General features: G+C 64.1%; 27 protein-coding genes and 1 tRNA gene. 6 read left to right on the forward strand and 22 right to left on the reverse strand.

What is annotated here, in order from left to right; translation table 11 throughout:
* The first annotated feature begins 217 nt into the window (after positions 1-217).
* Together WCE05_RS17955 and WCE05_RS17960 are read left to right on the forward strand one after the other, a co-directional pair.
* A complete protein-coding gene (locus tag WCE05_RS17955) occupies positions 218-778 on the forward strand; it encodes a glycine cleavage system protein R (protein WP_225787412.1) in 561 nt (186 codons plus the stop codon).
* 10 nt (positions 779-788) lie between these two features.
* Complete coding sequence (locus WCE05_RS17960; protein WP_225787411.1) at positions 789-1,262, forward strand: peroxiredoxin; 474 nt, start codon at positions 789-791, stop codon at positions 1,260-1,262.
* A 78-nt stretch (positions 1,263-1,340) separates the two neighbouring features.
* On the opposite strand, the gene WCE05_RS17965 is transcribed toward WCE05_RS17960, so the two are convergent.
* Positions 1,341-2,411, reverse strand: coding sequence for an AI-2E family transporter (locus tag WCE05_RS17965; RefSeq protein ID WP_253080963.1), 1,071 nt, complete (start codon positions 2,409-2,411; stop codon positions 1,341-1,343).
* 21 nt (positions 2,412-2,432) lie between these two features.
* A complete protein-coding gene (locus WCE05_RS17970; RefSeq protein ID WP_368816253.1) occupies positions 2,433-2,672 on the reverse strand; it encodes a sulfurtransferase TusA family protein in 240 nt (79 codons plus the stop codon).
* Positions 2,673-2,781: 109 nt separating this feature from the next.
* Between WCE05_RS17970 and WCE05_RS17975 the strand changes: the two genes are divergently transcribed.
* Positions 2,782-4,215, forward strand: coding sequence for a M48 family metalloprotease (locus WCE05_RS17975; protein ID WP_368816254.1), 1,434 nt, complete (start codon positions 2,782-2,784; stop codon positions 4,213-4,215).
* Positions 4,216-4,266: 51 nt separating this feature from the next.
* Here WCE05_RS17975 and nadA read toward each other — a convergent pair whose 3' ends face one another.
* The gene (gene nadA / locus WCE05_RS17980) at positions 4,267-5,325 is read right to left on the reverse strand and encodes a quinolinate synthase NadA (protein WP_225787407.1); all 1,059 of its coding nucleotides are present in this window, start codon (positions 5,323-5,325) and stop codon (positions 4,267-4,269) included.
* 328 nt (positions 5,326-5,653) lie between these two features.
* Positions 5,654-7,162, reverse strand: a complete 1,509-nt coding sequence (locus tag WCE05_RS17985; protein ID WP_253079953.1) for a YdgA family protein — start codon at positions 7,160-7,162, stop codon at positions 5,654-5,656.
* Between the two features lie 441 nt (positions 7,163-7,603).
* On the opposite strand from WCE05_RS17985, the gene WCE05_RS17990 reads away from it, so the two are divergent.
* The 3 genes from WCE05_RS17990 to WCE05_RS18000 all read left to right on the forward strand — a co-directional run bounded on the left by WCE05_RS17990 (position 7,604) and on the right by WCE05_RS18000 (position 11,076).
* On the forward strand, positions 7,604-7,792 hold the full coding sequence (locus tag WCE05_RS17990; RefSeq protein ID WP_225787405.1) for a hypothetical protein: 189 nt from the start codon (positions 7,604-7,606) through the stop codon (positions 7,790-7,792).
* A gap of 63 nt (positions 7,793-7,855) precedes the next feature.
* A complete protein-coding gene (locus tag WCE05_RS17995; RefSeq protein ID WP_368816255.1) occupies positions 7,856-9,976 on the forward strand; it encodes a methyl-accepting chemotaxis protein in 2,121 nt (706 codons plus the stop codon).
* 140 nt (positions 9,977-10,116) lie between these two features.
* Positions 10,117-11,076, forward strand: a complete 960-nt coding sequence (locus tag WCE05_RS18000) for a cation diffusion facilitator family transporter (RefSeq protein ID WP_368816256.1) — start codon at positions 10,117-10,119, stop codon at positions 11,074-11,076.
* A 250-nt stretch (positions 11,077-11,326) separates the two neighbouring features.
* On the opposite strand, the gene WCE05_RS18005 is transcribed toward WCE05_RS18000, so the two are convergent.
* The 18 genes from WCE05_RS18005 to WCE05_RS18090 form a co-directional block, all read right to left on the reverse strand.
* A tRNA-Lys gene (locus WCE05_RS18005) sits at positions 11,327-11,402 on the reverse strand.
* A 61-nt stretch (positions 11,403-11,463) separates the two neighbouring features.
* Positions 11,464-12,138, reverse strand: coding sequence for a 7-cyano-7-deazaguanine synthase QueC (gene queC, locus WCE05_RS18010; RefSeq protein WP_253079951.1), 675 nt, complete (start codon positions 12,136-12,138; stop codon positions 11,464-11,466).
* A gap of 14 nt (positions 12,139-12,152) precedes the next feature.
* The gene (gene queE / locus WCE05_RS18015) at positions 12,153-12,800 is read right to left on the reverse strand and encodes a 7-carboxy-7-deazaguanine synthase QueE (protein WP_225787401.1); all 648 of its coding nucleotides are present in this window, start codon (positions 12,798-12,800) and stop codon (positions 12,153-12,155) included.
* A 159-nt stretch (positions 12,801-12,959) separates the two neighbouring features.
* Positions 12,960-13,766: a tol-pal system protein YbgF gene (gene ybgF / locus WCE05_RS18020; RefSeq protein ID WP_225787400.1), complete on the reverse strand. Its 807-nt coding sequence runs from the start codon at positions 13,764-13,766 to the stop codon at positions 12,960-12,962.
* A 6-nt stretch (positions 13,767-13,772) separates the two neighbouring features.
* Complete coding sequence (gene pal, locus WCE05_RS18025; RefSeq protein WP_225787399.1) at positions 13,773-14,270, reverse strand: peptidoglycan-associated lipoprotein Pal; 498 nt, start codon at positions 14,268-14,270, stop codon at positions 13,773-13,775.
* Between the two features lie 53 nt (positions 14,271-14,323).
* Positions 14,324-15,595: a Tol-Pal system beta propeller repeat protein TolB gene (gene tolB, locus WCE05_RS18030; protein WP_225787470.1), complete on the reverse strand. Its 1,272-nt coding sequence runs from the start codon at positions 15,593-15,595 to the stop codon at positions 14,324-14,326.
* 26 nt (positions 15,596-15,621) lie between these two features.
* Positions 15,622-16,653 (reverse strand): cell envelope integrity protein TolA, encoded by a 1,032-nt coding sequence (gene tolA / locus WCE05_RS18035; RefSeq protein WP_225787398.1) that lies wholly within the window; start codon positions 16,651-16,653, stop codon positions 15,622-15,624.
* Positions 16,653-17,105, reverse strand: coding sequence for a protein TolR (gene tolR / locus WCE05_RS18040; RefSeq protein ID WP_084854486.1), 453 nt, complete (start codon positions 17,103-17,105; stop codon positions 16,653-16,655). Before tolR ends, tolA begins: the two co-directional genes overlap by 1 nt.
* Positions 17,106-17,119: 14 nt before the next feature.
* The gene (gene tolQ / locus WCE05_RS18045) at positions 17,120-17,815 is read right to left on the reverse strand and encodes a protein TolQ (RefSeq protein WP_225787397.1); all 696 of its coding nucleotides are present in this window, start codon (positions 17,813-17,815) and stop codon (positions 17,120-17,122) included.
* A 2-nt stretch (positions 17,816-17,817) separates the two neighbouring features.
* The gene (gene ybgC, locus WCE05_RS18050) at positions 17,818-18,270 is read right to left on the reverse strand and encodes a tol-pal system-associated acyl-CoA thioesterase (RefSeq protein WP_225787396.1); all 453 of its coding nucleotides are present in this window, start codon (positions 18,268-18,270) and stop codon (positions 17,818-17,820) included.
* Positions 18,271-18,395: 125 nt separating this feature from the next.
* Entirely contained in the window at positions 18,396-19,442 is a 1,047-nt protein-coding gene (ruvB, locus tag WCE05_RS18055) for a Holliday junction branch migration DNA helicase RuvB (RefSeq protein WP_225787395.1), read from the reverse strand.
* A complete protein-coding gene (ruvA, locus tag WCE05_RS18060; RefSeq protein WP_225787394.1) occupies positions 19,439-20,056 on the reverse strand; it encodes a Holliday junction branch migration protein RuvA in 618 nt (205 codons plus the stop codon). Before ruvA ends, ruvB begins: the two co-directional genes overlap by 4 nt.
* Before the next feature lie 108 nt (positions 20,057-20,164).
* Positions 20,165-20,689 carry a crossover junction endodeoxyribonuclease RuvC gene (ruvC, locus tag WCE05_RS18065; RefSeq protein WP_225787393.1) on the reverse strand — a complete coding sequence of 175 codons (525 nt, stop codon included), beginning with the start codon at positions 20,687-20,689 and terminating at the stop codon, positions 20,165-20,167.
* A gap of 194 nt (positions 20,690-20,883) precedes the next feature.
* Positions 20,884-21,636, reverse strand: coding sequence for a YebC/PmpR family DNA-binding transcriptional regulator (locus tag WCE05_RS18070; protein WP_253090635.1), 753 nt, complete (start codon positions 21,634-21,636; stop codon positions 20,884-20,886).
* A 108-nt stretch (positions 21,637-21,744) separates the two neighbouring features.
* Positions 21,745-23,520, reverse strand: a complete 1,776-nt coding sequence (aspS, locus tag WCE05_RS18075; RefSeq protein WP_225787391.1) for an aspartate--tRNA ligase — start codon at positions 23,518-23,520, stop codon at positions 21,745-21,747.
* A gap of 94 nt (positions 23,521-23,614) precedes the next feature.
* A complete protein-coding gene (locus tag WCE05_RS18080) occupies positions 23,615-23,836 on the reverse strand; it encodes a zinc ribbon domain-containing protein (RefSeq protein WP_225787390.1) in 222 nt (73 codons plus the stop codon).
* 94 nt (positions 23,837-23,930) lie between these two features.
* Positions 23,931-24,203: a ribbon-helix-helix domain-containing protein gene (locus tag WCE05_RS18085; protein ID WP_225787389.1), complete on the reverse strand. Its 273-nt coding sequence runs from the start codon at positions 24,201-24,203 to the stop codon at positions 23,931-23,933.
* A 216-nt stretch (positions 24,204-24,419) separates the two neighbouring features.
* Positions 24,420-24,893 carry a Dps family protein gene (locus WCE05_RS18090; RefSeq protein WP_225787388.1) on the reverse strand — a complete coding sequence of 158 codons (474 nt, stop codon included), beginning with the start codon at positions 24,891-24,893 and terminating at the stop codon, positions 24,420-24,422.
* Positions 24,894-24,951: the final 58 nt, after the last annotated feature.

Raw genomic sequence — 24,951 nt, forward strand, 5'->3', positions numbered from 1 at the left:
GCCATCGGCCTTGCACAAGCGAAGCAGGCGGGCGGAGCATTCCCCTTCGCGCCGCTTTTCGCTACCCTTGATCCTTTGATCGGTGCAACGCGGCCCGCCGGGCCGTCGACGGTGCTCCCCGCCAGCGTCCACGACCGCCAAGCCGGCTCCTGGCCCTGGCGCAACCGGAGGCTTGTCCCCGTCCTGCGCCGACCGCTCATCGCTTTAGGAATGCTGCATGTCCACCCCCACCGTCCGCGAACAATTCCTCGTCATCAGCGCCCTGGGCCCCAACCCCATGGAGCTGGCCAATGTCCTGAGCCGTGCCGCCTTCGACAATCGTTGCGCGGTGGTCACCTCGCGCCTGACCCGCCACGGCGAGACCAGCGCCCTGGTGCTGCAGGTCGGCGGCAGCTGGGACGCCCTGGCGCGCCTGGAGACAGCCCTGCCGAGCCTGGGTAAAAAGCACGGCCTGACCCTCGACGTGGTACGCAGCGCCGACCAGGAGGTCCGCCCGCAAGCCCTGCCCTACGTGGCCTATGTCAGCGCGGCCTATCGCCCGGACATCGTCAGCGAGCTGTGCCAGTTCTTCCTCGACCACCGCGTCGAGCTGGAAAGCATGACCTGCGACACCTACCTGGCACCGCAGACCGGCAGCAGCATGCTCAATGCCCAGTTCACCGTGATCCTGCCGGCCGGCACGCAAATCAGCTGGCTGCGCGACCAGTTCCTCGACTTCGCCGACGCCCTGAACCTGGACGCGCTGATCGAACCCTGGCGCCCACAGAACCCCATGTAAGGAAGCTCCCATGGCCGTAGCACTCGACCAACCCGTTGCCGATTTTCAGGCCCAGGCCACCAGCGGCCAGGCCGTCAGCCTTTCTGCCCTCAAGGGCCAGCAGGTGGTGCTGTATTTCTACCCCAAGGACAGTACCCCCGGCTGCACCACCGAGGGCCAGGGTTTCCGCGACCATCACGAGGCGTTCAAGGCCGCCAACACCGTGGTGTTCGGTGTGTCCCGCGATGGCATCAAATCCCACGAGAACTTCAAGGCCAAGCAGGGCTTTACCTTCGAGCTGATCAGCGACAAGGACGAGGCGCTGTGCCAGCTGTTCGACGTGATCAAGCTCAAGAAGCTCTACGGCAAGGAATACATGGGCGTGGACCGCAGCACCTTCCTGATCGACAAGGACGGTGTGCTGCGCCAGGAATGGCGCGGCGTGAAGGTCCCCGGCCATGTCGAAGCCGTACTGGCGGCAGCCCAGGCCCTGAACCAGCGCTAGGGCCGAGCTGCAAGCTACAAGTAAAGCGGCGTCAACGCGATCTGCTTTTACTTGCAGCTTGCGGCTTGTAGCGTGCAGCTAGAGCATCGGCGCGACCGAGGGCTCCTGCCGCGGCCAGGCATCGAGCACGGCCTTGAACAGGGTCGCCAGCGGGATGGCGAAGAAGATCCCCCAGAAGCCCCACAATCCGCCGAACAGCAGCACCGCGCAAATGATCGCCACCGGGTGCAGGCTGACCGCCTCGGAGAACAGCAGCGGCACCAGCACGTTGCCATCCAGCGCCTGGATGATCGCGTACACCATCATCAGGTAGATGAACTCATCGCCCCAGCCCCACTGGAACAGCGCGATCAAGGTCACCGGCACGGTCACCACCACCGCGCCCACGTAGGGCACCACCACCGACAGCCCCACCAGCAGCGCCAGCAAGGCGGCATAGTTGAGGCCCAGGCTGATGAAGGCGATATAGGTGGCGATACCACAGATCAGTATCTCGATGCCCTTGCCGCGGATGTAGTTGGCGATCTGCCGGTTCATCTCGTCCCCCACCCGGTTCAGCAAGGTGCGCTCGCGGGGCAGGTAACCGCTGACCCAGCGGGCGATCAGCTCGCGGTCCTTGAGGAAGAAGAACACCAGGATCGGCACCAGCACCAGGTAGATCATCGCATTGACCAGCAAGGGCAGGCTCGACAGGGAGAACGTCAGGGCCCACTGGCCGAACTTGCCGATCTCGCCGCGCACCGACTCGATGGCGCGCAGCACCTGCTCGTCGGACACCAGGTGCGGGTAGCGCTCCGGTAGCAACAGCAGCAGCGACTGCCACTTGCCGAGCATGCCCGGCAGCTCGTTGAACAAGGTGATCAACTGGTGCCAGAGCAACGGCACCAGCACCAGCAGGAATACCGCCAACGCGCCCATGAACAGGGCGAACACCAGCCATACCGCCAGCCGGGTCGGCACCTTCAGGCGCTCCAAAGCATTGACCAGCCCCTGCATGAGGAACGCCAACACCATCCCGGCCAGGACCGGCGCGAGCATGCCACCCAGGGTCAGCACAGCAGTGAAGGCCAGGAACAGCAGGACCGCCAGCACCACTGCCTCCTCATCGGAGAAGTAGCGCTGCATCCAGTCACGAAGCACTTTGAACATTGACGATCCTTGGGAAAAGACTCAGGCCTTGCGCAGCCAGTAGGTGTAGACGCCCGCCTCGGCCGTTTCACGCAGCAGCGTATGACCGGCAAGCTGGGCAAAGGTGCGGAAGTCGCGCTGGGAGCCGGCATCGGTGGCGACTACCTTGAGCACCGCGCCGCTGGCCAGGCGGTTGAGCTCCATCTTCGCCTTGAGCAGCGGCAGGGGGCAATTCAGGCCGCTGACGTCGAGTTCGGCGTCGCAGGTCGGGGTGTCGCTCATCGAGGGTTTCTCCAAGGGCATGGCGGGGCAATCCGCTAGGATAGCGCCACTGGTCGTCAACGTGCGAGCCGGCTACAGTAGAGCTCTTTGACCGACGCGAGCTTCGTGCATGAATCTACTGCGCCCTACCCTGTTGACGCTGGCCTGCCTGATGGCCCTTCCCGGCCATGCCGACGACCTGCCGTCACTGGGCGACGCCAGTTCCGCGATCGTTTCGCCACAGCAGGAGCATCAACTGGGCCGGGCCTGGCTGAGTCTGCTGCGCGGCCAGGTCAACCAGTTGAACGACCCCCAGCTCAAGGACTACGTCGAGACCAGCGTCTACAAGCTGGCCGAAACCAGCCAGCTGCAGGACCGGCGCCTGGAATTCATCCTCATCGACAGCCGCGAGCTCAACGCCTTCGCCGCGCCCGGCGGCATCGTCGGGGTCAACGGCGGCCTGTTCCTCAACGCCCAGACCGAGGGCGAGTACGCCTCGGTGCTGGCCCACGAACTGGCGCACTTGTCCCAGCGCCACTTCGCCCGCGGCGTCGAGGCCCAGCAGCGCATGCAGTTGCCGATGATGGCAGCGCTGCTGGCCGGTATCGTGCTGGCGGCAGGGGGCGGGGGCGATGCCGGCATCGGCGTGATCGCCGGAACCCAGGCGGCGGCCATCCAGGAGCAGCGGCGCTTCTCCCGGCAGAACGAGCAGGAAGCCGACCGCATCGGCATCCAGAACCTGGAGCGTGCCGGGTATGACCCACGCAACATGCCGACCATGTTCGAGCGCCTGGCCCGCCAGTATCGCTACGACGCCAAGCCACCGGAATTCCTCCTTACCCACCCGGTCACCGAGTCGCGTATCGCCGACACCCGCAACCGTGCCGAGCAGGCGCCCAAGGGGGGCATCGAGGACAGCCAGCGCTACCAGTTGATCCGCGCCCGCGTGGCACTGATCTACGAAGGCACGCCGGGCCTGGCGGCCAAGCGCTTCCGCGCCCAGCTCGATGAGAATCCAAACATGGATGCGGCGCGCTATGGCCTGGCGATCGCCCAGATCAAAGGCGGCCGGCTCAACGAAGCGCGGGAGAACCTCAAGCCCCTGCTGGCCAAGGCGCCCAATGACCTCACCTACAACCTGGCGCAGATCGATCTGGAGATCACCAACAACCGCCTGGCTGATGCCCAACAACGTGTCGAGCGGCTGCGTGCGCTGTACCCGAGCAGCTACCCGCTGCAGCAGGTGCGCGCCGACCTGCTGGTCAAGCAGAACCGTCCGGCCGAGGCGGAGAAGGTGCTGGACAGCCTGGTCAAGAGCCGCCCCTATGACCCGGACGTGTGGTACGACATCGCTGAGGTGCGCGGTCTGTCTGGCAACACCATCGGCCTGCACCGGGCCCGGGCCGAGTACTTCACCCTGGTGGGCGACTTCGACCAGGCCATCCAGCAACTGGATTACGCCAAACGCCGCGCAGGCGGCAACTTCCCGCTGGCCTCGCAGATCGATGCGCGCCAGCGGGAGATCCTCGAGCAGCAGCGGATGGTCAAGGAGATGATGCGCTAAGGTGTAGCGCGTGTTCAGCCGCCATTTGGGGCTGCCTTGCAGCCCCTTGCCTCACGCGTTGCCGGATAGCTTAAGCCGTGCCGCCTGGGTGAAGTCGAGCATACGGTTGAGCGGTTTGATCGCCTTGGGGATGAGCGCCGGATCGACGAAGATCTCGTTGCTGCCCTTGCGCAGGCAATCCAAGGTGCGCTCCAAGGTGTTCATGGCCATCCACGGGCAATGGGCGCAACTGCGGCAGGCGGCGCCATTGCCGGCGGTGGGGGCCTCGACGAATTCCTTGTCCGGGCACAACTGCTGCATCTTGTAGAAGATGCCACGGTCGGTGGCGACGATGAAGGTCTTGTTCGGCAGGGTCTGGGCAGCCTTGATCAACTGGCTGGTGGAGCCCACCGCGTCGGCCAGTTCGATCACCGACTCAGGCGACTCGGGATGGACCAGGATCGCCGCGTCCGGGTACAGCGCCTTCATGTCCGCCAGCTGGCGCGACTTGAATTCTTCGTGGACGATGCAAGCGCCATCCCAGAGCAGCATGTCGGCACCGGTCTGCTTCTGGATGTAGCGGCCCAGGTGCTGGTCCGGGCCCCAGATGATGGTTTCGCCGTTGTCCATGAGGCTCTCGACGATCTCCAGCGCGCAACTGGAAGTCACCACCCAGTCGGCCCGCGCCTTCACCGCTGCCGAGGTGTTGGCATACACCACCACGGTACGCTCCGGATGCTGGTCACAGAAGGCCGAGAACTCTTCCACCGGGCACCCCAGGTCAAGGGAGCAGGTGGCGTCCAGGGTCGGCATCAGCACACGCTTTTCCGGGGTGAGGATCTTCGCCGTCTCGCCCATGAAGCGCACCCCCGCGACCACCACGGTGCTGGCCGAGTGGTTCTTGCCGAAACGGGCCATCTCCAGCGAGTCGGATACGCAGCCACCGGTCTCCTCGGCCAGTGCCTGGATCACCGGGTCGCAGTAGTAGTGGGCGACCAGAACGGCATTCTGGGCCTTGAGTTCGGCAGCGATGGCCGCACGGTATTCGGCCTCCTGCTCGGGCGTCAGCGGATTGGGCTGCTTGGCATCAAGATGGGCTTGAACCAACAGGCGTTCGGAAATCTGGGTCATGATCGCTGGACCTGCGGGCGCATGTGCGCGTCAATCGAGTGTAACACCCGGCCCTGGCAGATCGGCTAACAGGTGCCGGATGGCCAGGCGGGCCATCGCGGCCCATCTGCGGGCACGGATTATTATCGGACGCCGAAGGCTACAGACAATCGAGACAATTCAAAAGCGCTTTTTACCGGGCGAGTGGGTCAGGGCAATCTTCCTGGTCTATTCGTGGCGGTTCGGCGCCTCGACAGGCCTGCTCCCACAAACTGGCGCTGTTTTGTCATCAGCGCTGTGTGGGAGCGGCCTTGTGTCGCTAAAAGGGCGCAGAACACCACCGGGGGTATCAGCCCTGCGGCGCCAACGCAGCCAGGTGGGCATTGAGAAGCATGGCGAACTCCTCGACGGTCATCTTCCGGCCGTTGAAATCGACCATGCCATCGGCATAGTGCAGGCTCGATACCACATCGTCGCCCTCGACCGTGGCCATGCCGCTCTGCAGCGCCATCATGCCGACCATTTCGCCCGCCTGGCTGGACTGCCGGGCGATGAACTGGGCATCGGTCTGGCCCTCGAGCAGCGCCTGCAGGGTCGCCAGGTCGCCGATCATCGGCTTGGACAGTGTCAGCTTGCCCTGCAAGCGGGTGACCAATTGCTTGCCCAACTGCTCAGGCGGCAAGTCGAAGGACGTGGGGCTGGCCAAGTCGACCGCCAGGTTGAAACGGCTCTCGCCATTGGCTGTCTTGAACGACAGGTTCTCCAGGGCCAACTGTGGCTTGGCGGCGAGCATCTTCTGCAGATCGGCCTGGACCTTGGCCTGCTCCTGGGCAGTCATGTCGAGCGACGGCAGGGGCTCACCCTGGGCGGCAGCCTGCTGCACCTGCGGCATCTTGGTCTGGTACCAGGCGAGCAGCGCTTGCATAGCCGGGATATCCAGGGACTTCATGGTCCAGACCATCTCCCCGCTGCCCACGGCACGGCCGGCATAAGTGATATCGGCGACCTTGTATTCCAGGCGGCCGGACAGCTTGTCCTGGCCTTCGGCGTCGTAGCGGTTGTTCTGCTCCAGCCCCTTGAGCACCAGTACATCCTGCTGCGGCCCGAGGGTGACCTGGGTCTCGGCCAGGGCCAGGTCGAGGTTGCCCACGTAGATCATGTCGTGGCCGATCCCGGCCAGGTCACCATCGACCTTGAAGCCGTTGAGCAGGAACTTGATCGGCGGATGCTCGTCACCGGCCAGGTTCATCTCCAGCCTGTCGGCGTGACCGTCGATCTTCACCACCTTGCCGTCGCGATCGCCACGCAGCAGCAGTTGCATGCCAGAGAAGTCGAGGGTGCTGCCGTTCTCCTCGCTGAGCTTGAGTGGCGCCAGGCGGATGTCGCTCTCGATGCCGCCGCCATAGCCCAGGCTGACCTGGCCGGCCAATGGTGTCTTGTCGCCAGCGGCAGTGAACCAGGCTGCGGTGAAGTCGTCCTTCTCCAGCACGCTGTTGCTGGTGGCCATGACCGGCATCAGCTTCAGGGCCTTGATCCGCGACCAGGGAAACGGGCCGTGCTCGATCTGGTCAACGATACCGAGATCGAAGTTCAGCGGCTCGCCCTCGCCCAGCCAGACATCCTTGGCCTTGAGCCGGTAGTGCGCGGTACTGGTGAAAAAGCGCTGCTCGAGCGAGGCCAGTTCGAGGGTCATGCTGCCACCGGTGCCGGCCATGGTCTTTTGCAACTGCTCGTTGCCACGGGCGACGGAGCGCTCCAGTTCCGCGGGCAGGTGCGTGCCGGTGTACCAGGCGCCAGCAGTGGTTGCGACGGCGATGACAACGGCCAGGCCGGAAAGGATGCCTACTGATTTCTTCATGAATAGAACCGATTGCTGTCCATAAGGGCGGGATGCGCGGCACAGGGCGCGACGCGGTGCACCAAGATTACCATTGTCCGCAGCACGGGCGGCGGCCCTGCCTGGGAAATTGCACCTTGCGTCGCAATCGTTAATTTTTTTGAACGCAAAAATCTATATAAATCACCTTTTACATGCAAAAACCCCTAATTAAATCGTTAAACACACCGATAATTTTCTGCAAAAGTAATAATTTGTCGTATTACACTTGACACATAGACACCTTTCGTTTTTTATTTTTCCCACCCAGCTCCGCGCCCAACATAACGAAGAAGAACAGCGCTGCCATGACCCCCATCCGCCCCTGCCCTCACGCGCCACCTCCTACGTTGCCCCCCTGCCATCCATCATACAGGCAAACCCGCCGCGCCAGCTCCCGCTCCTACAAGAAAGGTGAACAACATGGAGCCCACCCGCTCGCCCTTGCCGCGCCCGTCACCCGCCGCAGAAGGTGATCCCCGGCGGCTGTTCGCCCGCCTGCACCCGCGCCACAAGACGCCGGCAGTGAATATCGTCGTGGTTGGCGTGCTATACCTGACCTGGCTGACAAAGGCCTTCCGGGTAGCGCCACCGAGCTATATCGCCGAATGAGACCCCGCCGACAATGCCCGCGCCAGAGCGCGGGCGTTGTCTTCGATCGAGAAGGAAAGCCCCATGCCCCTGCGCCGCCTCTCCATCCAATGGAAGATCACCCTCCTCGCCGGCCTGTGCCTGGTGGCCATCGTCGCCCTGCTGGTGGCCACGTCGCTGACCCAGGCCCGGCGCAGCGCGGTGCAGGTCTTCCAAGCCAACACCGAGCTACTCGACCATAGTGCCCGCCTGCGCCTGCAGGCCCACGCCGAGACCCAGGCCCTGCGCATCGAGCGCTACTTCATGGATGCCTACCAGTACGGCAACGGCTTCGCCCGCCTGGTGCAGGTACTCAAGGCGCATGGCAATGCCGACCTGCGCAGCGAACTGGTCACCCAGGCACGCGCCGCACTGGCCGCGAACCCGGAGCTGATCGGCCTGTACCTGGTATTCCAACCCGACGCCCTGGACCAGCAGGACGCCCGCTTCATCGGCCAGGACGCCCTGGGCAGCAACGACAGCGGCCGCTTCTCGCTGTACTGGTCGCAACCCCGCCCCGGCACCCTGGAGGCCGAGGCCATGCCCGAATCGATGCTCGCCGATACCAGCCCCGCCGCCAACGGCTCGCCCTACAACCGCTGGCTGACCTGCCCCCAGGAAACGGCCAGGGCCTGCGTGCTCGACCCGTATTTCGACGAGGTCAACGGCCGCCAGGTACTGATGACCAGCATCGCCCTGCCCTTGCTGGAGGGTGGCAAGGTGATCGGCGTGGTCGGCCTGGACATCGGCCTGGACAACCTGCAGCAATTGAGCCTGGCCGGTCGCCAGGAACTGTTCGACGGCCGGGGAGAGGTCAGTATCGTCAGCCCCGCAGGCCTGCTGGCCGGGCACAGCCGCGACAATACGCAATTGAGCAAGCCGCTGGAGCAGGCCTTCGACGACCGCTCCCTGGCCGACACCCTGCGCACCGGCCAGGCGCTGGAGCGTCTGGATGACGGCCTGATGCACATCTCCCGGCCATTCGCGCCGATCCCCGACGCAGCGCCCTGGCAGGTGCTGCTGGAACTCCCGGAGCCCGTGCTGCAGGCGCCAGCCATCGCCCTCAACCAGCGCCTGGACGCGTACAACCAACAGGCCAACCTCACCAGCCTGCTGATCGGCCTGGCCGCCGCCGTGCTCGGGCTGTTGCTGGTCTGGCTGACCGCCCGGGGCGTGACCCGGCCGATTCTCGCCGTGGCCGAGCGCCTGCGCGACATCGCCAGCGGCGAAGGCGACCTGACCCGGCGCCTGGACTATGCCAGGGACGACGAACTGGGCCAGTTGAGCGCGTGGTTCAACCGCTTCCTCGACAAGCTCCAGCCGGTGATCGCCCAGGTCAAGGGCTCGCTGCAGGAAGCCCGCGGCACCGCCGACCAGTCTGCCGCCATCGCCAGCCAGACCAGCAGCGGCATGCAACAGCAGCAGCGGGAGATCGAGCAAGTAGCCACCGCCGCCAACGAGATGAGCGCCACCGCCCACGACGTCGCCCATAACGCGGCCCAGGCGGCCCAAGCCGCGCGCGGTGCCGACCAGGCCACGCGCGAGGGCCTGGAACTGGTCGCCGCCACCCGCCAGGCCATCGACCGGCTGGCGGACGACATGGACACGGCCATGGGCCAGGCCCGTTCGCTGGCAGGGCGTAGCGAGCAGATCGGCTCGGTGCTCGAGGTGATCCGGGCCATCGCCGAGCAGACCAACCTGCTGGCGCTCAACGCCGCCATCGAGGCTGCCCGTGCAGGCGAAGCCGGCCGTGGCTTCGCCGTGGTCGCCGACGAAGTGCGCAGCCTGGCCCAACGTACCCAGGTCTCGGTGGAGGAGATCCGCCAGGTGATCGAAGGCCTGCAACAAGGTACCCATGACGTGGTCGGCGCCATGAACGAGAGCCAGCGCCAGGCTCAGGACAGCGCCACGCGAATGGAACAGGCCCTGCCCGCCCTGCAGCGTATCGGCGAGGCGGTGGCGGTGATCAGCGACATGAACCTGCAGATCGCTTCGGCCGCCGAGGAACAGAGCGCCGTGGCCGAGGAGGTCAACCGCAACGTGGCTGGCATCCGCGACGTGACCGAGTCGCTGTCTGGCCAGGCGGACGAGTCGGCACGGATCAGCCAGGCACTGAACCGCCTGGCCAACCAGCAACAGGCATTGATGGAACAGTTTCGCGTCTAGCCTGTAGCGGCCCATTCGCGGACAAGCCCGCTTCCACAGGCTCGGTACCGCTCTCAGGAACGGCGCGGTCTGCGTGGGAGCGGGCTTGCCCGCGAATGGACCAGTACAAGCACCCCGGCACCACCTGAATGAGCCCGATCATGGAAACACCGAGCAAAACCCCACTCTTCGACCTGAATAGCGAACAGGGCCTGCTACGCATGTCCATCGCCGTGACCCTGTTCATCGCCAGCATCGGCATCGCTTTCGGTCTGGCCTCGGGCTCGTTCTCGATCATTTTCGACGGCGTGTATTCGCTGGTCGACGCCAGCATGAGCGGCCTGTCCCTGGTGGTGGTCAGGTTGATCACCGCCCACGCCAGGGCCACGCAGCTCTCACGCAAGCTGCGCGAACGCTTCACCATGGGGTTCTGGCACCTGGAGCCGATGGTCCTGGCACTCAATGGCATCCTGCTCACTGGCGTGGCCATCTATGCCTTGATCAACGCCGTCAGCAGCCTGCTCGAAGGCGGCCGTGACCTGGAATTCGGCGTGGCGCTGGTCTATGCGCTGGTCACCGTCGCCGCCTGCGTGGCCATCGCCGTCGTCGAGGCCCGCGCCAACCGTGGGATCGGCTCTGACTTCGTGCGCATGGACGTCAAGGGCTGGGTGATGTCGGCCAGCATCACCGCCGCGCTACTGGTCGCCTTCTGTTTCGGCTATGCGGTGCAGGGCACGAAGTGGCAATGGCTCTCGCCGTACATCGACCCAGCCGTGCTGGCCCTGGTCTGCCTGGTCATCATCCCGCTGCCGATGTCGGTGGTGCGCCAGGCGCTGGCGGACATGTTCCTGGTGACCCCGAGCGACCTGAAGCAGCATGTCGACGAAGTCGCCCAGACCTTCGTCAGCCGGCACGGCCTGCAATCCTATCGTGCCTATGTCGCCAAGGTCGGACGCTCGCGGGAGATCGAACTGTACTTCATCGTACCGGCCACCCTGGCAGCCAGGACGATCGCCGAGTGGGACGCCCTGCGCGACGAGATCGGCGCGGCCATCGGCGGCGAAGGGCCGGATCGCTGGCTCACGGTGGTGTTCACCGGCGACCCGGAATGGGCCGAGTAGAACACCGGCAATCGCGAGCGGCTTGCGGGGAGCACGGGCCTCACCGTACAGGCCCATCCGTTCTTCGACAGGGAAAATATTTCAGTTGCCATTTTGGGGCTGCGTTGCAGCCCCCCGAGAAAGATCAAATGGACCTGGAATCGGGGAACACAATACAGCAGCCATCACCCGCCGCATGAGCCCAAACCATTGATTTTTCTGAAGCAGAAATGAAATAGCCCACCATGATAGGTGGGCTATTTCATATATATGGTGGGTCGTGAAGGACTCGAACCTTCGACCAATTGGTTAAAAGCCAACTGCTCTACCAACTGAGCTAACGACCCGTTGGATGGCGCGTATAATACTGATTTCTAACGGGAAATCAACACCCCATCGCAACTTTTTTCAAAAATAGTTCGTCGGATCCTCGACACCGGCCGCCTTGAAGCCTTCGGCGCGCAGGCGGCAGCTGTCGCATTTGCCGCAAGCGCGGCCCTGATCGTCGGCCTGGTAGCAGGAAACCGTAAGACTGTAGTCCACGCCACGGGCGATACCGGCCTGGATGATCTGCGCCTTGCTCAAGTTCTGCAGCGGTGCCTGGATACGGAAGCCCTGCCCCTCGACCCCGGCCTTGGTCGCCAGGTTGGCCATGCGCTCGAAAGCCTCGACGAATTCCGGGCGGCAGTCCGGGTAACCGGAGTAGTCCACGGCGTTGACACCGATGAAAATGTCACGGGCCTCCAGCACCTCTGCCCAGCCCAGGGCCAGGGACAGGAACACCGTGTTGCGGGCCGGCACGTAGGTCACCGGGATGCCGTCGCCCGGCGCCTCGGGCACGTCGATGCTGCTGTCGGTCAGGGCCGAACCACCGATACCGTTGAGGTTCAGACCGATCACCTTGTGCTCGACCACGCCCAGGTCACGGGCGACCCGAGCCGCGGCGTCGAGTTCGGCGCGATGGCGCTGACCGTAGTCGAAACTCATGGTGTAGCAGCTGTAGCCTTCGGCCTTGGCCATGGCCACCACAGTGGCCGAGTCCAGGCCACCGGAAAGCAGGATTACCGCGCGTTTTTCTGTCATGTCTTTTTCTCCTGTCAGCGGCCCGGCTCGTCATTCCACAGCAGCTTGTGCAACTGCAGCTGGAAGCGCACGGGCAGGTTGTCGGCGACGATCCAGTCGGCAAGCGCCGTGGCATCGACCTGGTGATGGCTGGGCGAGAACAGCACCTCGCCGGCCCGCTGGTCGAGGTTGTACTGGATCAGCTTCGATACCGCCCAGTCGTAGTCCTCGCGGGAACAGATGACGAACTTGACCTGGTCGTTGCGCGTCAGGTGCTCGATGTTCTCGTAGCGGTTGCGGTGCGCCTCCTCGGAGCCGGGCGTCTTGAGGTCGACCACACGGCTCACGCGGCTATCGACCCGGGAGATGTCCAGGGCACCGCTGGTTTCCAGCGATACCTCGTAGCCGGCATCGCACAGCCGCTCGAGCAAGGGCAGCGCGTTGGGCTGGGCCAGCGGTTCGCCGCCGGTGACGCAGACGTAGCGTGGCCGGAAACCGGCCACCTGCTCGAGAATGGAGTCGAGGGTGCGAATGCTGCCGCCACTGAAGGCATAGGCACTGTCGCAGTACTGGCAGCGCAGGGGACAGCCGGTCAGGCGCACGAAAACGGTGGGCAGCCCAGCCGTTCGCGTTTCACCCTGCAAAGAGTAAAAGACTTCGGTGATGCGTAATGTGTCTTGCATGGTCGCCACGGGCGTGACAGCTGAACAGGCCATCCGCCTCCGTCAGGCACTGTCGCGGACTCGACATGGCGTTATCCGCGGCAGCGTGTTTACGTAAAAGGGCCAAGATTCTAACGAAAAAACCCGCGACGAGCGCGGGTTTCTTTCGAACGGCGATGCTCAGAGCTTCTGCAGGTCGCGCTGGGCCAGTTGCGCGGCGGAGGTGCCGGGGTACTGGGTGATGACCTGCTGGAGGATGCCCTTGACCTTGTCGGTGTGGCCGAGGCGACGTTCGACATCGGCCAGCTTGTACAGCGAGTCAGGCACCTTGCTGTGCTTGGGGTACAGCTGGCTGACCTTGGCGAAGGCCTGGCCGGCGCCTTGCAGGTCGCCTTTGGCCAGGTTCACCTCGCCGAGCCAGTACTGGGCGTTGCCGGCGTACTGGCTGTTGGGGTACTTGCGCAGGAAGGCGTTGAAGGCCTGGCTGGCCTTGTCGAAGTCCTTCTGCTTGATCAGGTCGAAAGCCGCGTCGTAGTAGAGCTTCTCTTTCGCCGGATCACCTGGTTCGCTGCTGGCGGCCGGTTGTTGGGCGGCGGCGCCAGCGGCAGCACCGGCGGCGGCACCCGGTGCGCCGCCAGTGGAGGAATTCTCGGGAGTCGCGGCAGGTGCGACACCACTGTTGATGCGACGGTCCAGATCCTGGTAGCGCTCCAGGTTCTCCTGCTTCATGCGGGCCACATCGTTCTGCAGCTCTTCGATGATGCCCTGCTGGCGGGAAATCTGGTCCTGCATCTGCTGCAGCTGCATGAACAGCTGGCCCTGTGCAGAGGCGGGAGTCGAAGCCCCCACCCCGGCATAGGCGCCGCTCGTGCCATAACCCGCAGGCGGATAGCCGCCCGCGTTGTCATCTACTACGGGAACCGCAGCCCATGCCGAAAGCGGCAGGCTGAGTGCGAGGACGGTTACAGCACGACGGCACATACGCATGGCAAATTACTTGCGCAGCTCTACGCGACGGTTCTGAGCCCAGGACTGCTCGTCGTGGCCGGTGGCAACCGGACGCTCTTCACCGTAGGAAACCAGTTCCAGCTGGGCAGGGGAAACGCCCTGCAGGACCAGGTAGCGCTGAACGGCCTTGGCACGACGCTCACCCAGAGCCATGTTGTACTCACGGGTGCCGCGCTCGTCGGTGTTGCCTTCCAGGACAACGCGGTTGCCGTTGGCTTTCAGGTCCTTGGCGTGAACGTCCAGGGCGCGCATGGCTTCCGGCTTCAGGTCCGAGCTGTCGTATTCGAAGTAGAAGGTGGTGATTGCGCGCAGGGCGGCTTCTTCGCTCAGGCTGCCATCGACAGCACCGGTGTTGGCGCCGTAGCCAGCGTTCGGGTCGACAGCACCTTCGCCAGAATCGTCACCGCCCTTGGAGGAGCAACCTACAGCCACGGCCATGGCCAGGGCCAGCGCAGCGAATTTACCAAACTTCAGCATTTCCATCGTGAAACTCCTAATGAAACCCCAGTGTGTTAAGCAAAAATGTTACGCCGCAATCAGTTCAGGTAAGGGGACCAGGACGGTTCTCTGACTTCGCCTTGAGCGGTGGGAAGTGGGAGCCTCACGCGTCCATTGAGCGAGACGAGCATCAAGACTCCCCGGCCCTGCTGGCGGGTGGCGTAGATTAGCATGGTGCCGTTTGGCGCAACAGTGGGGGACTCGTCGAGACTGGTCTCGGACAGAATCTTTACACTTCCGCGCTGCAGGTCCTGGGCCGCCACCTTGAAGTTGGTGAAACCCTGCTGGCGATGGATCATCACCAGGGTCTTCTCGTCCGCCGAAAGTTTCGGGTTGGCGTTGTAGTTACCCACGAAGGTCACGCGCTCGGCACCACCGCCACTGACCGACGTCTTGTAGATCTGCGGCTTGCCGCCACGGTCGGAGGTGAAGTACAGGGTGTTGCCATCCTTGCCCCAGAACGGCTCGGTGTTGATGCCCGGGCCGGCGGTGACGCGGCTGATCTGGCGCGAGGCCACGTTCATCACGTAGATGTCCGGGTTGCCGTCCTTGGACAGCACGAACGCCAGGCGCGAACCGTCAGGCGACCAGGCCGGGGCACCATTGAGGCCCTCGAAGTTGGTGACCTGCTCGCGGCGGCCGGTGTCGATGTGCTGGATGAAGATGCGCGGCCGGCGCTGTTCGAACGACACGTAGGCGATGCGCTTGCCATCCGGGGCGAAACGCGGCGACAGGATCGGCTCGCGGGACTGCAGCAGGGTCACTGCACGGGCACCGTCGTAGTCCGAGCGCTGCAGGGTGTAGCGGGTGTTGTTGGTGGAGAAGCGCTCGGCGGTCACATACAGCATGCGGGTGGAGAACGCCCCCTTGATGCCGGTGAGCTTCTCGAACGACTGGTCGGCGATGTAGTGGGCCATGTCGCGCAACTGGTCGACGCCGCCGGCGACGCTGCCGGTCAGCACTTGCTGCTCGGTGGCGACGTTGAACAGGGCGTACTGCACCTGCAGGCGGCCACCGGCCGGCACGATGTTGCCGACCATCACGTACTGGGCGCCCAGGGCCTTCCAGTCGCGGAAGATCACTTCGCTGGCCTGGGTCGGCTGGCTGATCATGTTCTGCCGTGGAATCGGCGCGTAGTAGCCAGAGTTGCGCAGGTCGTTGCCGATGATCTCGGCCATGTCTTCCGGTAGCACGCTACCGCCCTGCAGGCCGAACGGCACCACCGCGATAGGCGTTGCCCGGTCGCTGCCGCTGGTGACCAGGATGTTCTTTTCCTCTGCCACGGCCATGCCTGCCACGCAGCAGAGCATGACCAGCAGTCCTCGAAGGAGTTTAATCACAACGATAGATCCTCAGGTGTAAATGTCATCTTGAATGAACGATACGGATTGAACTCGTTCGGCTTCAAGCCCTGCATCTCGGTCAGTCGACCAATGTTCCTCACTGCCGCCACCGCCGAACTGTCGAACGGGCCGTCGCCGCTTGAGCGGGACACGCTGACGTTGGTGATGGTGCCATCCGGCAGCATGTTGATCTGCAGGACTACCGTCATGCCCCTGCGTGCGGATGGCGGACGCGCCCAACCTTCGGCCGCGCGCATGCGGATCAGGTCGTCGAAATCGCCGGCCACCTGGTCGCCCTGCTCGTCGGCCAGCGCCTGCTGCCGCTCGGTGGTGTCGGACAGAAGCTCGGCCAGGGCCTGTGCCTTCTTGTCCTCGGCCGCCTTGCGAGCCGCTTCCTGTGCCTTTTTCTTCTGGGCTTCTGCCGCGGCCTTCTTCTTGGCCTCTTCAGCTGCCTTTTTCTTCGCTTCCTCGGCCGCCGCTTTCTTCTTGGCGTCCTCGGCCGCTTTCTTCTTGGCTTCTTCGGCGGCCTTTTTCTTGGCCTCCTCGGCAGCCTTCTTCTTTTCTTCCTCGGCTTTCTTCTTGGCGATGTCGGCCTGCTGCTTCTCGGCGGCCTTCTTCGCCTCCTCGGCCTTCTTGGCTTCGGCGGCCTTCGCCGCTTCCTCGGCCTTCTTCGCCTCGGCGGCCTCACGGGCCTGCTCGGCCTTTTGAGCAGCCTCGGCTTTCTTTTGTTCCGCGGCCTTCACGGCCTCCTGCTCGACCTTCTTCTGCTCCAGCTGTTCGACTTCGGTCTGGCGCGAGGCGGTTTTCTTCGCCTCCCCGGCAATCTTCTGATTGGTCTGGGTGGTCGCCTGGCTCTTGGACTTGAGCTGGTAGAGCGTGGCCTGGACGATGGGCTTGGAGGGCGGCAGCTCAGGCGTCATGGCAAAGCTGACGAACAGCATGGCGAACACCAGCACATGCAGGCCGATGGCCCAGACACTGGGCCAGAAGTAGCTTTCCGAGGCGGATGGCTCTCGCTGTTGCATCAGGGCGCCTCGGTAATCAGGCCAACGTTTCCGACACCGGCCTTCTGCAACCCGCCCATGGCGCCCATGACAGCACCGTAGTCGACAGCCTTGTCGCCACGGATGAAGACCTGGGTCTGCTTGCCCTGGTCACGGCCGGCGGCAATGATCTTGGTCACGGCGTCGGTCATTTCCGGCAAGGTCATGGCCTTGTCCATCTGCTTGTCGGTATCGACTTCGCTGCCGAGGTTCCAGTAGTAGGTCTTGTCGGCCTTGATCGAAATGGTCAGGATCTGAACGTTGTTGTCCTGCGGCAAGGCTTCGCTGGAAACCTTGGGCAGGTCCACCTTCACGCCCTGGTTGAGCATGGGGGCGGTCACCATGAAGATGACCAGCAGCACCAGCATCACATCGATGTAGGGCACCACGTTCATCTCGGCGACCGGCTTGCGTTTGTGGCGAACTCGGGCCATGGGCTTCTACCTGATCACTCTTCGCTGGTGTGCACTTTGCGGTGCAGGATCGCCTGGAACTCGTCGGCGAACGTGTAGTAACGGCCGATCAGCACTTCACTGCGCGCGGAGAAGCGGTTGTAGGCGATGACCGCCGGGATCGCGGCGAACAGGCCGATCGCGGTGGCGATCAGGGCCTCGGCGATGCCCGGTGCGACGGTGGCGAGGGTGGCCTGTTGGGCACTGGCCAGGCCGCGGAAGGAGTTCATGATGCCCCAGACGGTACCGAACAGGCCGATGTACGGGCTGGTGGAGCCGACGGTGGCGAGGAACGGCAGGCTCTGCTCGAGCTTCTCTTCCTCACGGGAAATGGCCACGCGCATGGCACGGCCCACGCCTTCCATCACCGCATCCGGATCGACGCCAGGTTGCTGGCGCAGGCGCGAGAACTCCTTGAAGCCGGCCCGGAAGACCTGCTCGACGCCCGAATCCGGATCGGGGTTGCTGCCGGCCTGGCGGTACAGCTTGGACAGGTCGATACCCGACCAGAAGCGCTCCTCGAAGGTATCCAGCGCACGACGACCGGCGCGCAGCATGTTGCTGCGCTGGAAGATCATGATCCATGAGGTGACCGAGGCTGCCACCAGGGTCAGCATCACCAGCTGTACCACGATGCTGGCATTGCTGACCAGACTCCACATGGAGGTATGGTCGACGACGTTAGCTTCCACGCTTATTCTCCTGCGTTCGATTGAGTACCCGTGCCGTCCGCCAGGAAGGCGTCGCGCAGTTCTGGGGGTATGGCCCGGGGTTTGAAAGTGTCGGCGCGCACGGCGGCCACCAGGAACTGCCCTTCGCAGAGCAGCACTTCATCCTTTTCCCGCCAGACCTGCTGCACGAAGCGCAGGCTGGCGCGATTCAATTCAAGCACTTGCGCGGTCACCCGCAGCGTATCGTCCAGGCGTGCCGGCGCGTGGTAGCGCGCTTCGCTGGAATGGACCACGAACAACAGGTTCTGGCCGGCCAGTTCGGCCTGGGAGAAGCCCAGGTGGCGCAGCCGTTCGGTACGCGCTCGCTCCATGAATTTCAGGTAGTTGACGTAATACACCACGCCACCTGCGTCGGTGTCCTCGTAATAGACGCGACAGCGGTGTGCGAACGGTTCCAGGCCATTTTGCGCGCGCATACTCTAGTGCTTACTCCTCAGCTTGCCAATCCGCCCCGGCAACTGTTTTTTCATCGATAATGTCGTATTGCCAGCAGGCCGATGGCATGCCAGCGGTAGGACCACGAAAAACCCGATTCGATCTGTCATTCATCGCCCGGGTCGGAAAAATCTCCGCCCTCGGCCAGGCGTCCGGGAATGTTCAGGCCGAAGTGCAGGTAGGCGTGCCGGGTGACCACACGGCCACGGGGTGTGCGCATGATGTAGCCCTGCTGGATCAAGTACGGCTCGAGCACGTCCTCGATGGTATGGCGCTCCTCGCTGATGGCTGCGGCCAGGCTGTCGACCCCCACCGGGCCGCCATCGAACTTCTCGATCATGGTCAGCAGCAGGCGCCGGTCGGAATGGTCGAAGCCGCGCTCGTCCACGTCCAGCAGGTTCAACGCCATGTCGGCCACTGCCTTGGTGATCTGCCCCTTGCCACGCACCTCGGCGTAATCGCGCACACGGCGCAGCAGGCGGTTGGCGATCCGCGGGGTACCGCGGGCGCGGCGGGCGATCTCGAAGGCGCCCTGCTCTTCGATCGGCAGGCCGAGGATGTTGCCGGAACGGCTGACGATGGTGGCCAGGTCGGCGTTGTTGTAGAACTCCAGGCGCTGGACGATGCCGAAGCGGTCGCGCAGCGGGTTGGTCAGCATGCCCGCCCGGGTGGTGGCGCCGACCAGGGTGAAAGGCGGCAGGTCGAGCTTGATCGAACGCGCCGCCGGCCCCTCGCCGATCATGATGTCCAGCTGGAAGTCCTCCATGGCTGGGTACAGCACCTCCTCGACCACCGGCGACAGGCGATGGATCTCGTCGATGAACAGCACGTCATGGGGTTCGAGGTTGGTCAGCAGGGCTGCCAGGTCGCCAGGGCGCTCGAGGATCGGCCCCGATGTGCTCTTGATCGACACGCCCATCTCTTGGGCGATGATGTTGGCAAGGGTGGTCTTGCCCAGCCCGGGCGGGCCGAAGATCAGGGTGTGGTCGAGGGACTCGCCACGGGCGCGGGCGGCCTGGATGAACAGCGCCATCTGCTCGCGCACCACCGGTTGGCCGATGTACTCCTCCAGGCGCAGCGGACGGATCGCCCGATCCTGGACTTCCTCGCGGTCACGCCCGCTGGCGGCGATCAGTCGGTCGGCTTCGATCACTTGGCGATCATCCCTTTGAGGCTACGGCGGATCAGCTCTTCGCTGCTCAGGCTGGCCTTGCCTTCGATGGCCGAGACGGCCTTGCTCGCTTCCTGGGGCTTGTAGCCCAGGGAGATCAGCGCACTGACCGCATCGGCCTCGGCGTTGGAGAGACTGGACACCGGCAGCGGGCCGTCGGCGACCAGGGTGAACATGGCCGGCGAGGTTTCCCAGGCCTTGAAGCGGTCCTTGAGCTCGACCAGCAGACGCTCGGCGGTCTTCTTGCCGACACCAGGCACGCGCACCAGCGCCGAGGTGTCCTGGGCCTGGACGCAACGCACCAACTCATCGGCCTCCAGGCCCGACATCAGGGCCAGGGCCAGCTTGGGCCCCACGCCGTTGAGCCGGATCAGCTCACGGAACAGCTCGCGCTCGCGCTTTTCGAAGAAGCCATACAGCAGATGGGCATCCTCGCGCACCACCAGATGGGTATGCAGGGTCACCGTCTCGCCCACCTTGGGCAAGCGATACAGGGTCGTCATGGGGACTTCCAGCTCGTAGCCCAGGCCATTGACATCGACTATCAGGTGCGGCGGCTGCTTTTCCGCCAGGGTGCCGCGCAAACGTCCAATCACGTTCCGATCCTTCCTCTCGGGCGCCGGTCGGCGACCGGACAACCCTATCAGCAAATGCAACGGGTGAACGCTTCACCCGGACAAAATGTGTATCAGGGCATGAAGCCGCTACAGACGCAAGCGCCCGCCGCGTCGTCGCGCCGTGGCCAGGCCGTGGGGCACCAGGCTGGAACGGGTGTGGGCATGACACAGGGCGATGGCCAGGGCGTCGGAGGCATCGACCTGCGGCTTCTGGGTCAGCTTGAGCAAGTGCATGACCATCAGCATCACCTGCTCCTTGTTGGCACCGCCGGTGCCGGCCACCGCCTGCTTGACCTGGCTGGCGCTGTATTCGGCGATCTCCAGCCCCTCTTCCACCGCCGCGACGATGGCCGCGCCCCGGGCTTGACCGAGCTTGAGCGCCGAATCGGCGTTGCGCGCCATGAACACCCGCTCGATGCCCATGGTCACAGGGCCATGCAGGCGAATGATCTCACGCACGCCACGAAACACGATCTGCAGCCGCTCCTGCAGCTCGCCGCCACCGGTGCGGATGCAGCCCGACGCCACGTACTCGCAGCCATGCCCGACCTGGCGCACCACGCCGTAGCCGGTGATGCGCGAGCCGGGGTCGATACCAAGAATCAAAGTCATAAGGCCTGCAATGCCGGGGAAATAGGGAAGCCGGGGCTTCGGGAATGGCCAGGGCCCGTCGCTGTCAGTGCTGAGCCTGTACGGGCAGGTCAGGCGGTGTTGGGTCTTGGTGCTGACCGGGACGCCAGGCCGCCGCGAAGGGTCAGCAAGAACGCCTGGCATCCACGCGGCTGGCCCGTGCCTTCCCGACCACCTTAGCCGAGTTTTTCCATGATCTCGTCGGAAATCTCGGCATTGGAGTGGACGTTCTGCACGTCATCCAGGTCTTCGAGCATGTCGATCAGCCTGAGCACCTTCTCGGCGCCGTCCTGGTCCAGCTCGGCGGTGGTGCTCGGCTGCATCACGATCTCGGCGTCGGAGCTCTTGTAGCCGGCCTCTTCCAGTGCGCTGCGCACGGCGTAGAAGTCCTGGAACGAGGTGAAGACCTCGAACGAGCCGTCGTCATTGGCCACCACGTCCTCGGCGCCAGCCTCCAGGGCCGCCTCCATCAACGCGTCCTCCTCAAGGCCCAGTTCGGCGGCAAAGCTGATCTGCCCCTTGCGCTCGAACAGGTAGGCCACGGAGCCGTCGGTGCCCAGGTTGCCGCCACACTTGGTGAAGGCGTGGCGCACTGCCGCCGCGGTACGGTTGCGGTTGTCGGTCATGGCCTCGACCATGATCGCCACGCCGCCGGGGCCGTAACCTTCGTAGGTCAGTTCCTCGACATTGTCGTTCTCGGCGGTCCCGGCGCCGCGAGCGATGGCGCGATCGATGACGTCGCGGCTCATGTTGGCGCTCAGGGCCTTGTCCTGGGCCAGGCGCAGACGCGGGTTGGACGCCGGGTCAGGGCCGCCCTGCTTGGCGGCGACGGTCAGTTCGCGGATCCATTTGGTGAAGATCTTGCCTCTCTTGGCATCCTGGCGCCCCTTGCGGTGCTTGATGTTCGCCCATTTGGAATGACCAGCCATATCGACTCCGAATCCTTGAAACACAAACAGGTTCCGCCCCGGAGGGCGGAACACGAGAAATCCTGCGCAAAAGCGCAAGGGCACCCGTCGAGGGTGCCCGGGGTCCGCTTACTCGACCTTGGTCTGCTCGCGCAGGCGGATGTGCAGCTCGCGCAGGGCCTTGGCATCCACCATGCCAGGAGCCTGGGTCATGACGCAGGCAGCGCTCTGGGTTTTCGGGAAGGCGATCACTTCACGGATCGACTGGGCGCCGGTCATCAGCATGACCAGGCGGTCCAGGCCAAAGGCCAGGCCACCATGGGGCGGCGCACCGAATTTCAGGGCGTCGAGCAGGAAGCCGAACTTCTCCTGCTGCTCGTCGGCGTCGATGCCCAACAGACGGAAGACCGCCTGCTGCATTTCCTTGCGGTGGATACGGATAGAACCGCCACCCAGCTCGGTGCCGTTGAGCACCATGTCGTAGGCACGCGACAAGGCGGCGGCCGGGTTGGCCTCCAGCTCCTCGGGGGTGCACTTGGGCGCGGTGAACGGGTGGTGCAGGGCAGTGAAGCTGCCGTCGTCGTTCTCTTCGAACATCGGGAAGTCGACGACCCACAGCGGTGCCCATTCGCAGGTCAGCAGCTCGAAGTCGTGGCCCAGGCGGATACGCAGCGCACCCAGGGCCTCGCTGACGATCTTGGCCTTGTCGGCGCCGAAGAACACGATATCGCCATCGACCGCACCGACGCGATCGAGGATCACGTTCAGGTTGGCCTCGGGGATGTTCTTGACGATCGGCGACTGCAGGCCCTCGACGCCCTTGGCGCGCTCGTTGACCTTGATGTAGGCCAGGCCCTTGGCACCGTAGATACCGACGAACTTGGTGTATTCGTCGATGCGGCTGCGCGGCATGCTGGCACCGCCCGGCAGGCGCAGGGCGGTGACGCGGCACTTCGGATCGTTGGCCGGGCCGGCGAAGACCTTGAACTCGACGTCCTTGAGCTGGTCGGCGACGTCGACCAGTTCCAGCGGGATGCGCAGGTCAGGCTTGTCGGAGCCGTAGCGGCGCATGGCCTCCTCGAAGGTCATGTGCGGGAACTCGCCGAACTCCAGGTCCAGCACTTCCTTGAACAGCTTGCGGATCATGCCCTCGGTCAGGCCCATGATCTCGGCTTCGTCGAGGAAGCTGGTCTCGATGTCGATCTGGGTGAATTCCGGCTGGCGGTCGGCACGCAGGTCTTCGTCGCGGAAACACTTGGCGATCTGGTAGTAGCGGTCGAAGCCGGCGACCATCAGCAGCTGCTTGAACAGTTGCGGCGACTGCGGCAGGGCGAAGAAGCTGCCGGCGTGGGTACGGCTCGGCACCAGGTAGTCACGCGCGCCTTCCGGGGTGGCGCGGGTCAGGATCGGCGTCTCGACGTCGAGGAAGCCGTTGTCGTCCAGGTAGCGGCGGATGCTGCTGGTGATACGCGAACGCAGGCGCAGCTTGTCGGCCATTTCCGGGCGACGCAGGTCGATGAAGCGGTAGCGCAGGCGGGTTTCCTCGCCCACGTCGGAATATTCGTTGAGCGGGAAGGGAGGCGTCTCGGCCTCGTTGAGCACCTTCAGCTCGTAGCCCAGCACCTCGATGGCACCGGAGGCCATGTTCGGGTTGACCGCACCGGCCGGACGCAGGCGCACCTTGCCGGTGACCTGCACCACGTATTCGCTGCGCACGCGATCGGCAGCGGCGAAGGTCTCGGCGCGATCCGGGTCGAAGACGACCTGAGCCATGCCTTCGCGGTCACGGATATCGAGGAAGATCACCCCGCCGTGGTCGCGGCGACGATGGACCCAGCCGCAAAGGGTGACTTCCTGGCCGTCCAGGCGCTCGTTCAGTTGGCCGCAATAATGGCTGCGCATCATGATGGTGGTTTCGCTTCTCGTGATTCGTGTATTCGGTGGAGGTCTTGGCCGCCCAAGGGGCTAATACTGCAAGACCTGGTCACAGCAATTCAACTCAGTCGGCCTTGTCGCCGCCTGCCAGATTCTTTTTCGCCCCGGTCTTGAAGTCGGTCTCGTACCAGCCGGTGCCGCTCAGTCGAAAGCCTGGCACCGACAACAGTTTCTTCAGTGCCGGCGCCTGGCATGCCGGGCAATCGGTCAGCGGCGCGGCGCTGATCTTCTGCAACACCTCGAGCCGGTGATCGCAGGATGCACATTGATAGTCATACAGGGGCATGGGTGTCTCTCGTCAACCACAACAACGCTGGCTGCCGGGGCAGCAAAAAGCGGGATTATATATGGTTAACGAGAGCAGTGCAGCCCGCCCGCGATCAGCGCACACTGGGCGGATCGAGCAACCAGGCGACGCAGATGACGCGGACCAGCCCGCTGAAGTTCCTCGCCCCGCCGTGGCGCAGGTGGACCTCGCGATCCACGTACGACAACACGGCGCTGACCGTGCAGCGATTGGCCTCGGCGATACGCTCCAGGATCCGCCAGTAGACCGCCTCCAGGCGCAGGCAGGTGGCCAGGCCGTTGAGCCGTACGGAGCGAGAGACCGGCCGCACCTGCATCATGTCGAAATCAGCCCTGAATGGGTCCATACAGTGCTTGTCTGGCCATTTTCCTGGGCGAACGCTCCGCTTGCCGCTCTGTAACAGGTTCTCCACCGCATCACTCCATCGCCATGGGACATGGCCTTAATGAAGCGCCGGCAAGCCCTCGCAAAGCAGCGGCAAAACCTTCCCCGCGCACCATGAAAAAGCCCGGATCCAGCGACTGGATCCGGGCTTGCACAGCGTTCGGGGCCGGGAGGACGATCACTTGCCGTCGAGCAGCACCCGCAGCATCCATGCCGTTTTTTCATGCACCTGCATACGCTGGGTCAGCAGGTCGGCGGTCGGTTCGTCGCTGACCTTGTCCACCACCGGGAAGATACTGCGTGCCGTGCGCACCACTGCTTCCTGCCCCTGGACCAGCTGGCGGATCATCTCTTCTGCCGGCGGCACACCCTCCTCCTCTTCGATCGAGGAGTGGCGTGCGTAGAACGCATAGGAGCCCGGCGCCGGGAAACCCAACGCCCGGATGCGCTCGGCGATCGAGTCGACGGCCAGGGCCAGTTCGTTGTACTGCTCCTCGAACATCAGGTGCAGGGTACGAAACGAAGGGCCAGTGACGTTCCAATGGAAGTTATGGGTTTTCAGATACAGCACGTAGGTATCCGACAACAGGCGGGAAAGTCCTTCGACGATGGACTTGCGATCTTCTTCACTGATACCGATATCGATTGCCATGACGCTCCCCTTTCCATAAGGCTTGATCATCAAGCGGGCACGAAACACTGTATCAGAC

It is taken from the genome of Pseudomonas sp. I2 (genome assembly GCF_040984075.1).
Lineage (GTDB): Bacteria > Pseudomonadota > Gammaproteobacteria > Pseudomonadales > Pseudomonadaceae > Aquipseudomonas > Aquipseudomonas guariconensis_B.

Bases quoted from the DNA above. Each gene is read 5' to 3' on its own strand.
- WCE05_RS17955 (WP_225787412.1), top strand. From the start codon at position 218: ATGTCCACCCCCACCGTCCGCGAACAATTCCTCGTCATCAGCGCCCTG.
- WCE05_RS17960 (WP_225787411.1), top strand. From the start codon at position 789: ATGGCCGTAGCACTCGACCAACCCGTTGCCGATTTTCAGGCCCAGGCC.
- WCE05_RS17965 (WP_253080963.1), bottom strand. From the start codon at position 2,411: ATGTTCAAAGTGCTTCGTGACTGGATGCAGCGCTACTTCTCCGATGAG.
- WCE05_RS17970 (WP_368816253.1), bottom strand. From the start codon at position 2,672: ATGAGCGACACCCCGACCTGCGACGCCGAACTCGACGTCAGCGGCCTG.
- WCE05_RS17975 (WP_368816254.1), top strand. From the start codon at position 2,782: ATGAATCTACTGCGCCCTACCCTGTTGACGCTGGCCTGCCTGATGGCC.
- nadA (WP_225787407.1), bottom strand. From the start codon at position 5,325: ATGACCCAGATTTCCGAACGCCTGTTGGTTCAAGCCCATCTTGATGCC.
- WCE05_RS17985 (WP_253079953.1), bottom strand. From the start codon at position 7,162: ATGAAGAAATCAGTAGGCATCCTTTCCGGCCTGGCCGTTGTCATCGCC.
- WCE05_RS17990 (WP_225787405.1), top strand. From the start codon at position 7,604: ATGGAGCCCACCCGCTCGCCCTTGCCGCGCCCGTCACCCGCCGCAGAA.
- WCE05_RS17995 (WP_368816255.1), top strand. From the start codon at position 7,856: ATGCCCCTGCGCCGCCTCTCCATCCAATGGAAGATCACCCTCCTCGCC.
- WCE05_RS18000 (WP_368816256.1), top strand. From the start codon at position 10,117: ATGGAAACACCGAGCAAAACCCCACTCTTCGACCTGAATAGCGAACAG.
- queC (WP_253079951.1), bottom strand. From the start codon at position 12,138: ATGACAGAAAAACGCGCGGTAATCCTGCTTTCCGGTGGCCTGGACTCG.
- queE (WP_225787401.1), bottom strand. From the start codon at position 12,800: ATGCAAGACACATTACGCATCACCGAAGTCTTTTACTCTTTGCAGGGT.
- ybgF (WP_225787400.1), bottom strand. From the start codon at position 13,766: ATGCGTATGTGCCGTCGTGCTGTAACCGTCCTCGCACTCAGCCTGCCG.
- pal (WP_225787399.1), bottom strand. From the start codon at position 14,270: ATGGAAATGCTGAAGTTTGGTAAATTCGCTGCGCTGGCCCTGGCCATG.
- tolB (WP_225787470.1), bottom strand. From the start codon at position 15,595: ATGCTCTGCTGCGTGGCAGGCATGGCCGTGGCAGAGGAAAAGAACATC.
- tolA (WP_225787398.1), bottom strand. From the start codon at position 16,653: ATGCAACAGCGAGAGCCATCCGCCTCGGAAAGCTACTTCTGGCCCAGT.
- tolR (WP_084854486.1), bottom strand. From the start codon at position 17,105: ATGGCCCGAGTTCGCCACAAACGCAAGCCGGTCGCCGAGATGAACGTG.
- ybgC (WP_225787396.1), bottom strand. From the start codon at position 18,270: ATGCGCGCGCAAAATGGCCTGGAACCGTTCGCACACCGCTGTCGCGTC.
- ruvC (WP_225787393.1), bottom strand. From the start codon at position 20,689: ATGACTTTGATTCTTGGTATCGACCCCGGCTCGCGCATCACCGGCTAC.
- WCE05_RS18070 (WP_253090635.1), bottom strand. From the start codon at position 21,636: ATGGCTGGTCATTCCAAATGGGCGAACATCAAGCACCGCAAGGGGCGC.
- aspS (WP_225787391.1), bottom strand. From the start codon at position 23,520: ATGATGCGCAGCCATTATTGCGGCCAACTGAACGAGCGCCTGGACGGC.
- WCE05_RS18080 (WP_225787390.1), bottom strand. From the start codon at position 23,836: ATGCCCCTGTATGACTATCAATGTGCATCCTGCGATCACCGGCTCGAG.
- WCE05_RS18085 (WP_225787389.1), bottom strand. From the start codon at position 24,203: ATGGACCCATTCAGGGCTGATTTCGACATGATGCAGGTGCGGCCGGTC.
- WCE05_RS18090 (WP_225787388.1), bottom strand. From the start codon at position 24,893: ATGGCAATCGATATCGGTATCAGTGAAGAAGATCGCAAGTCCATCGTC.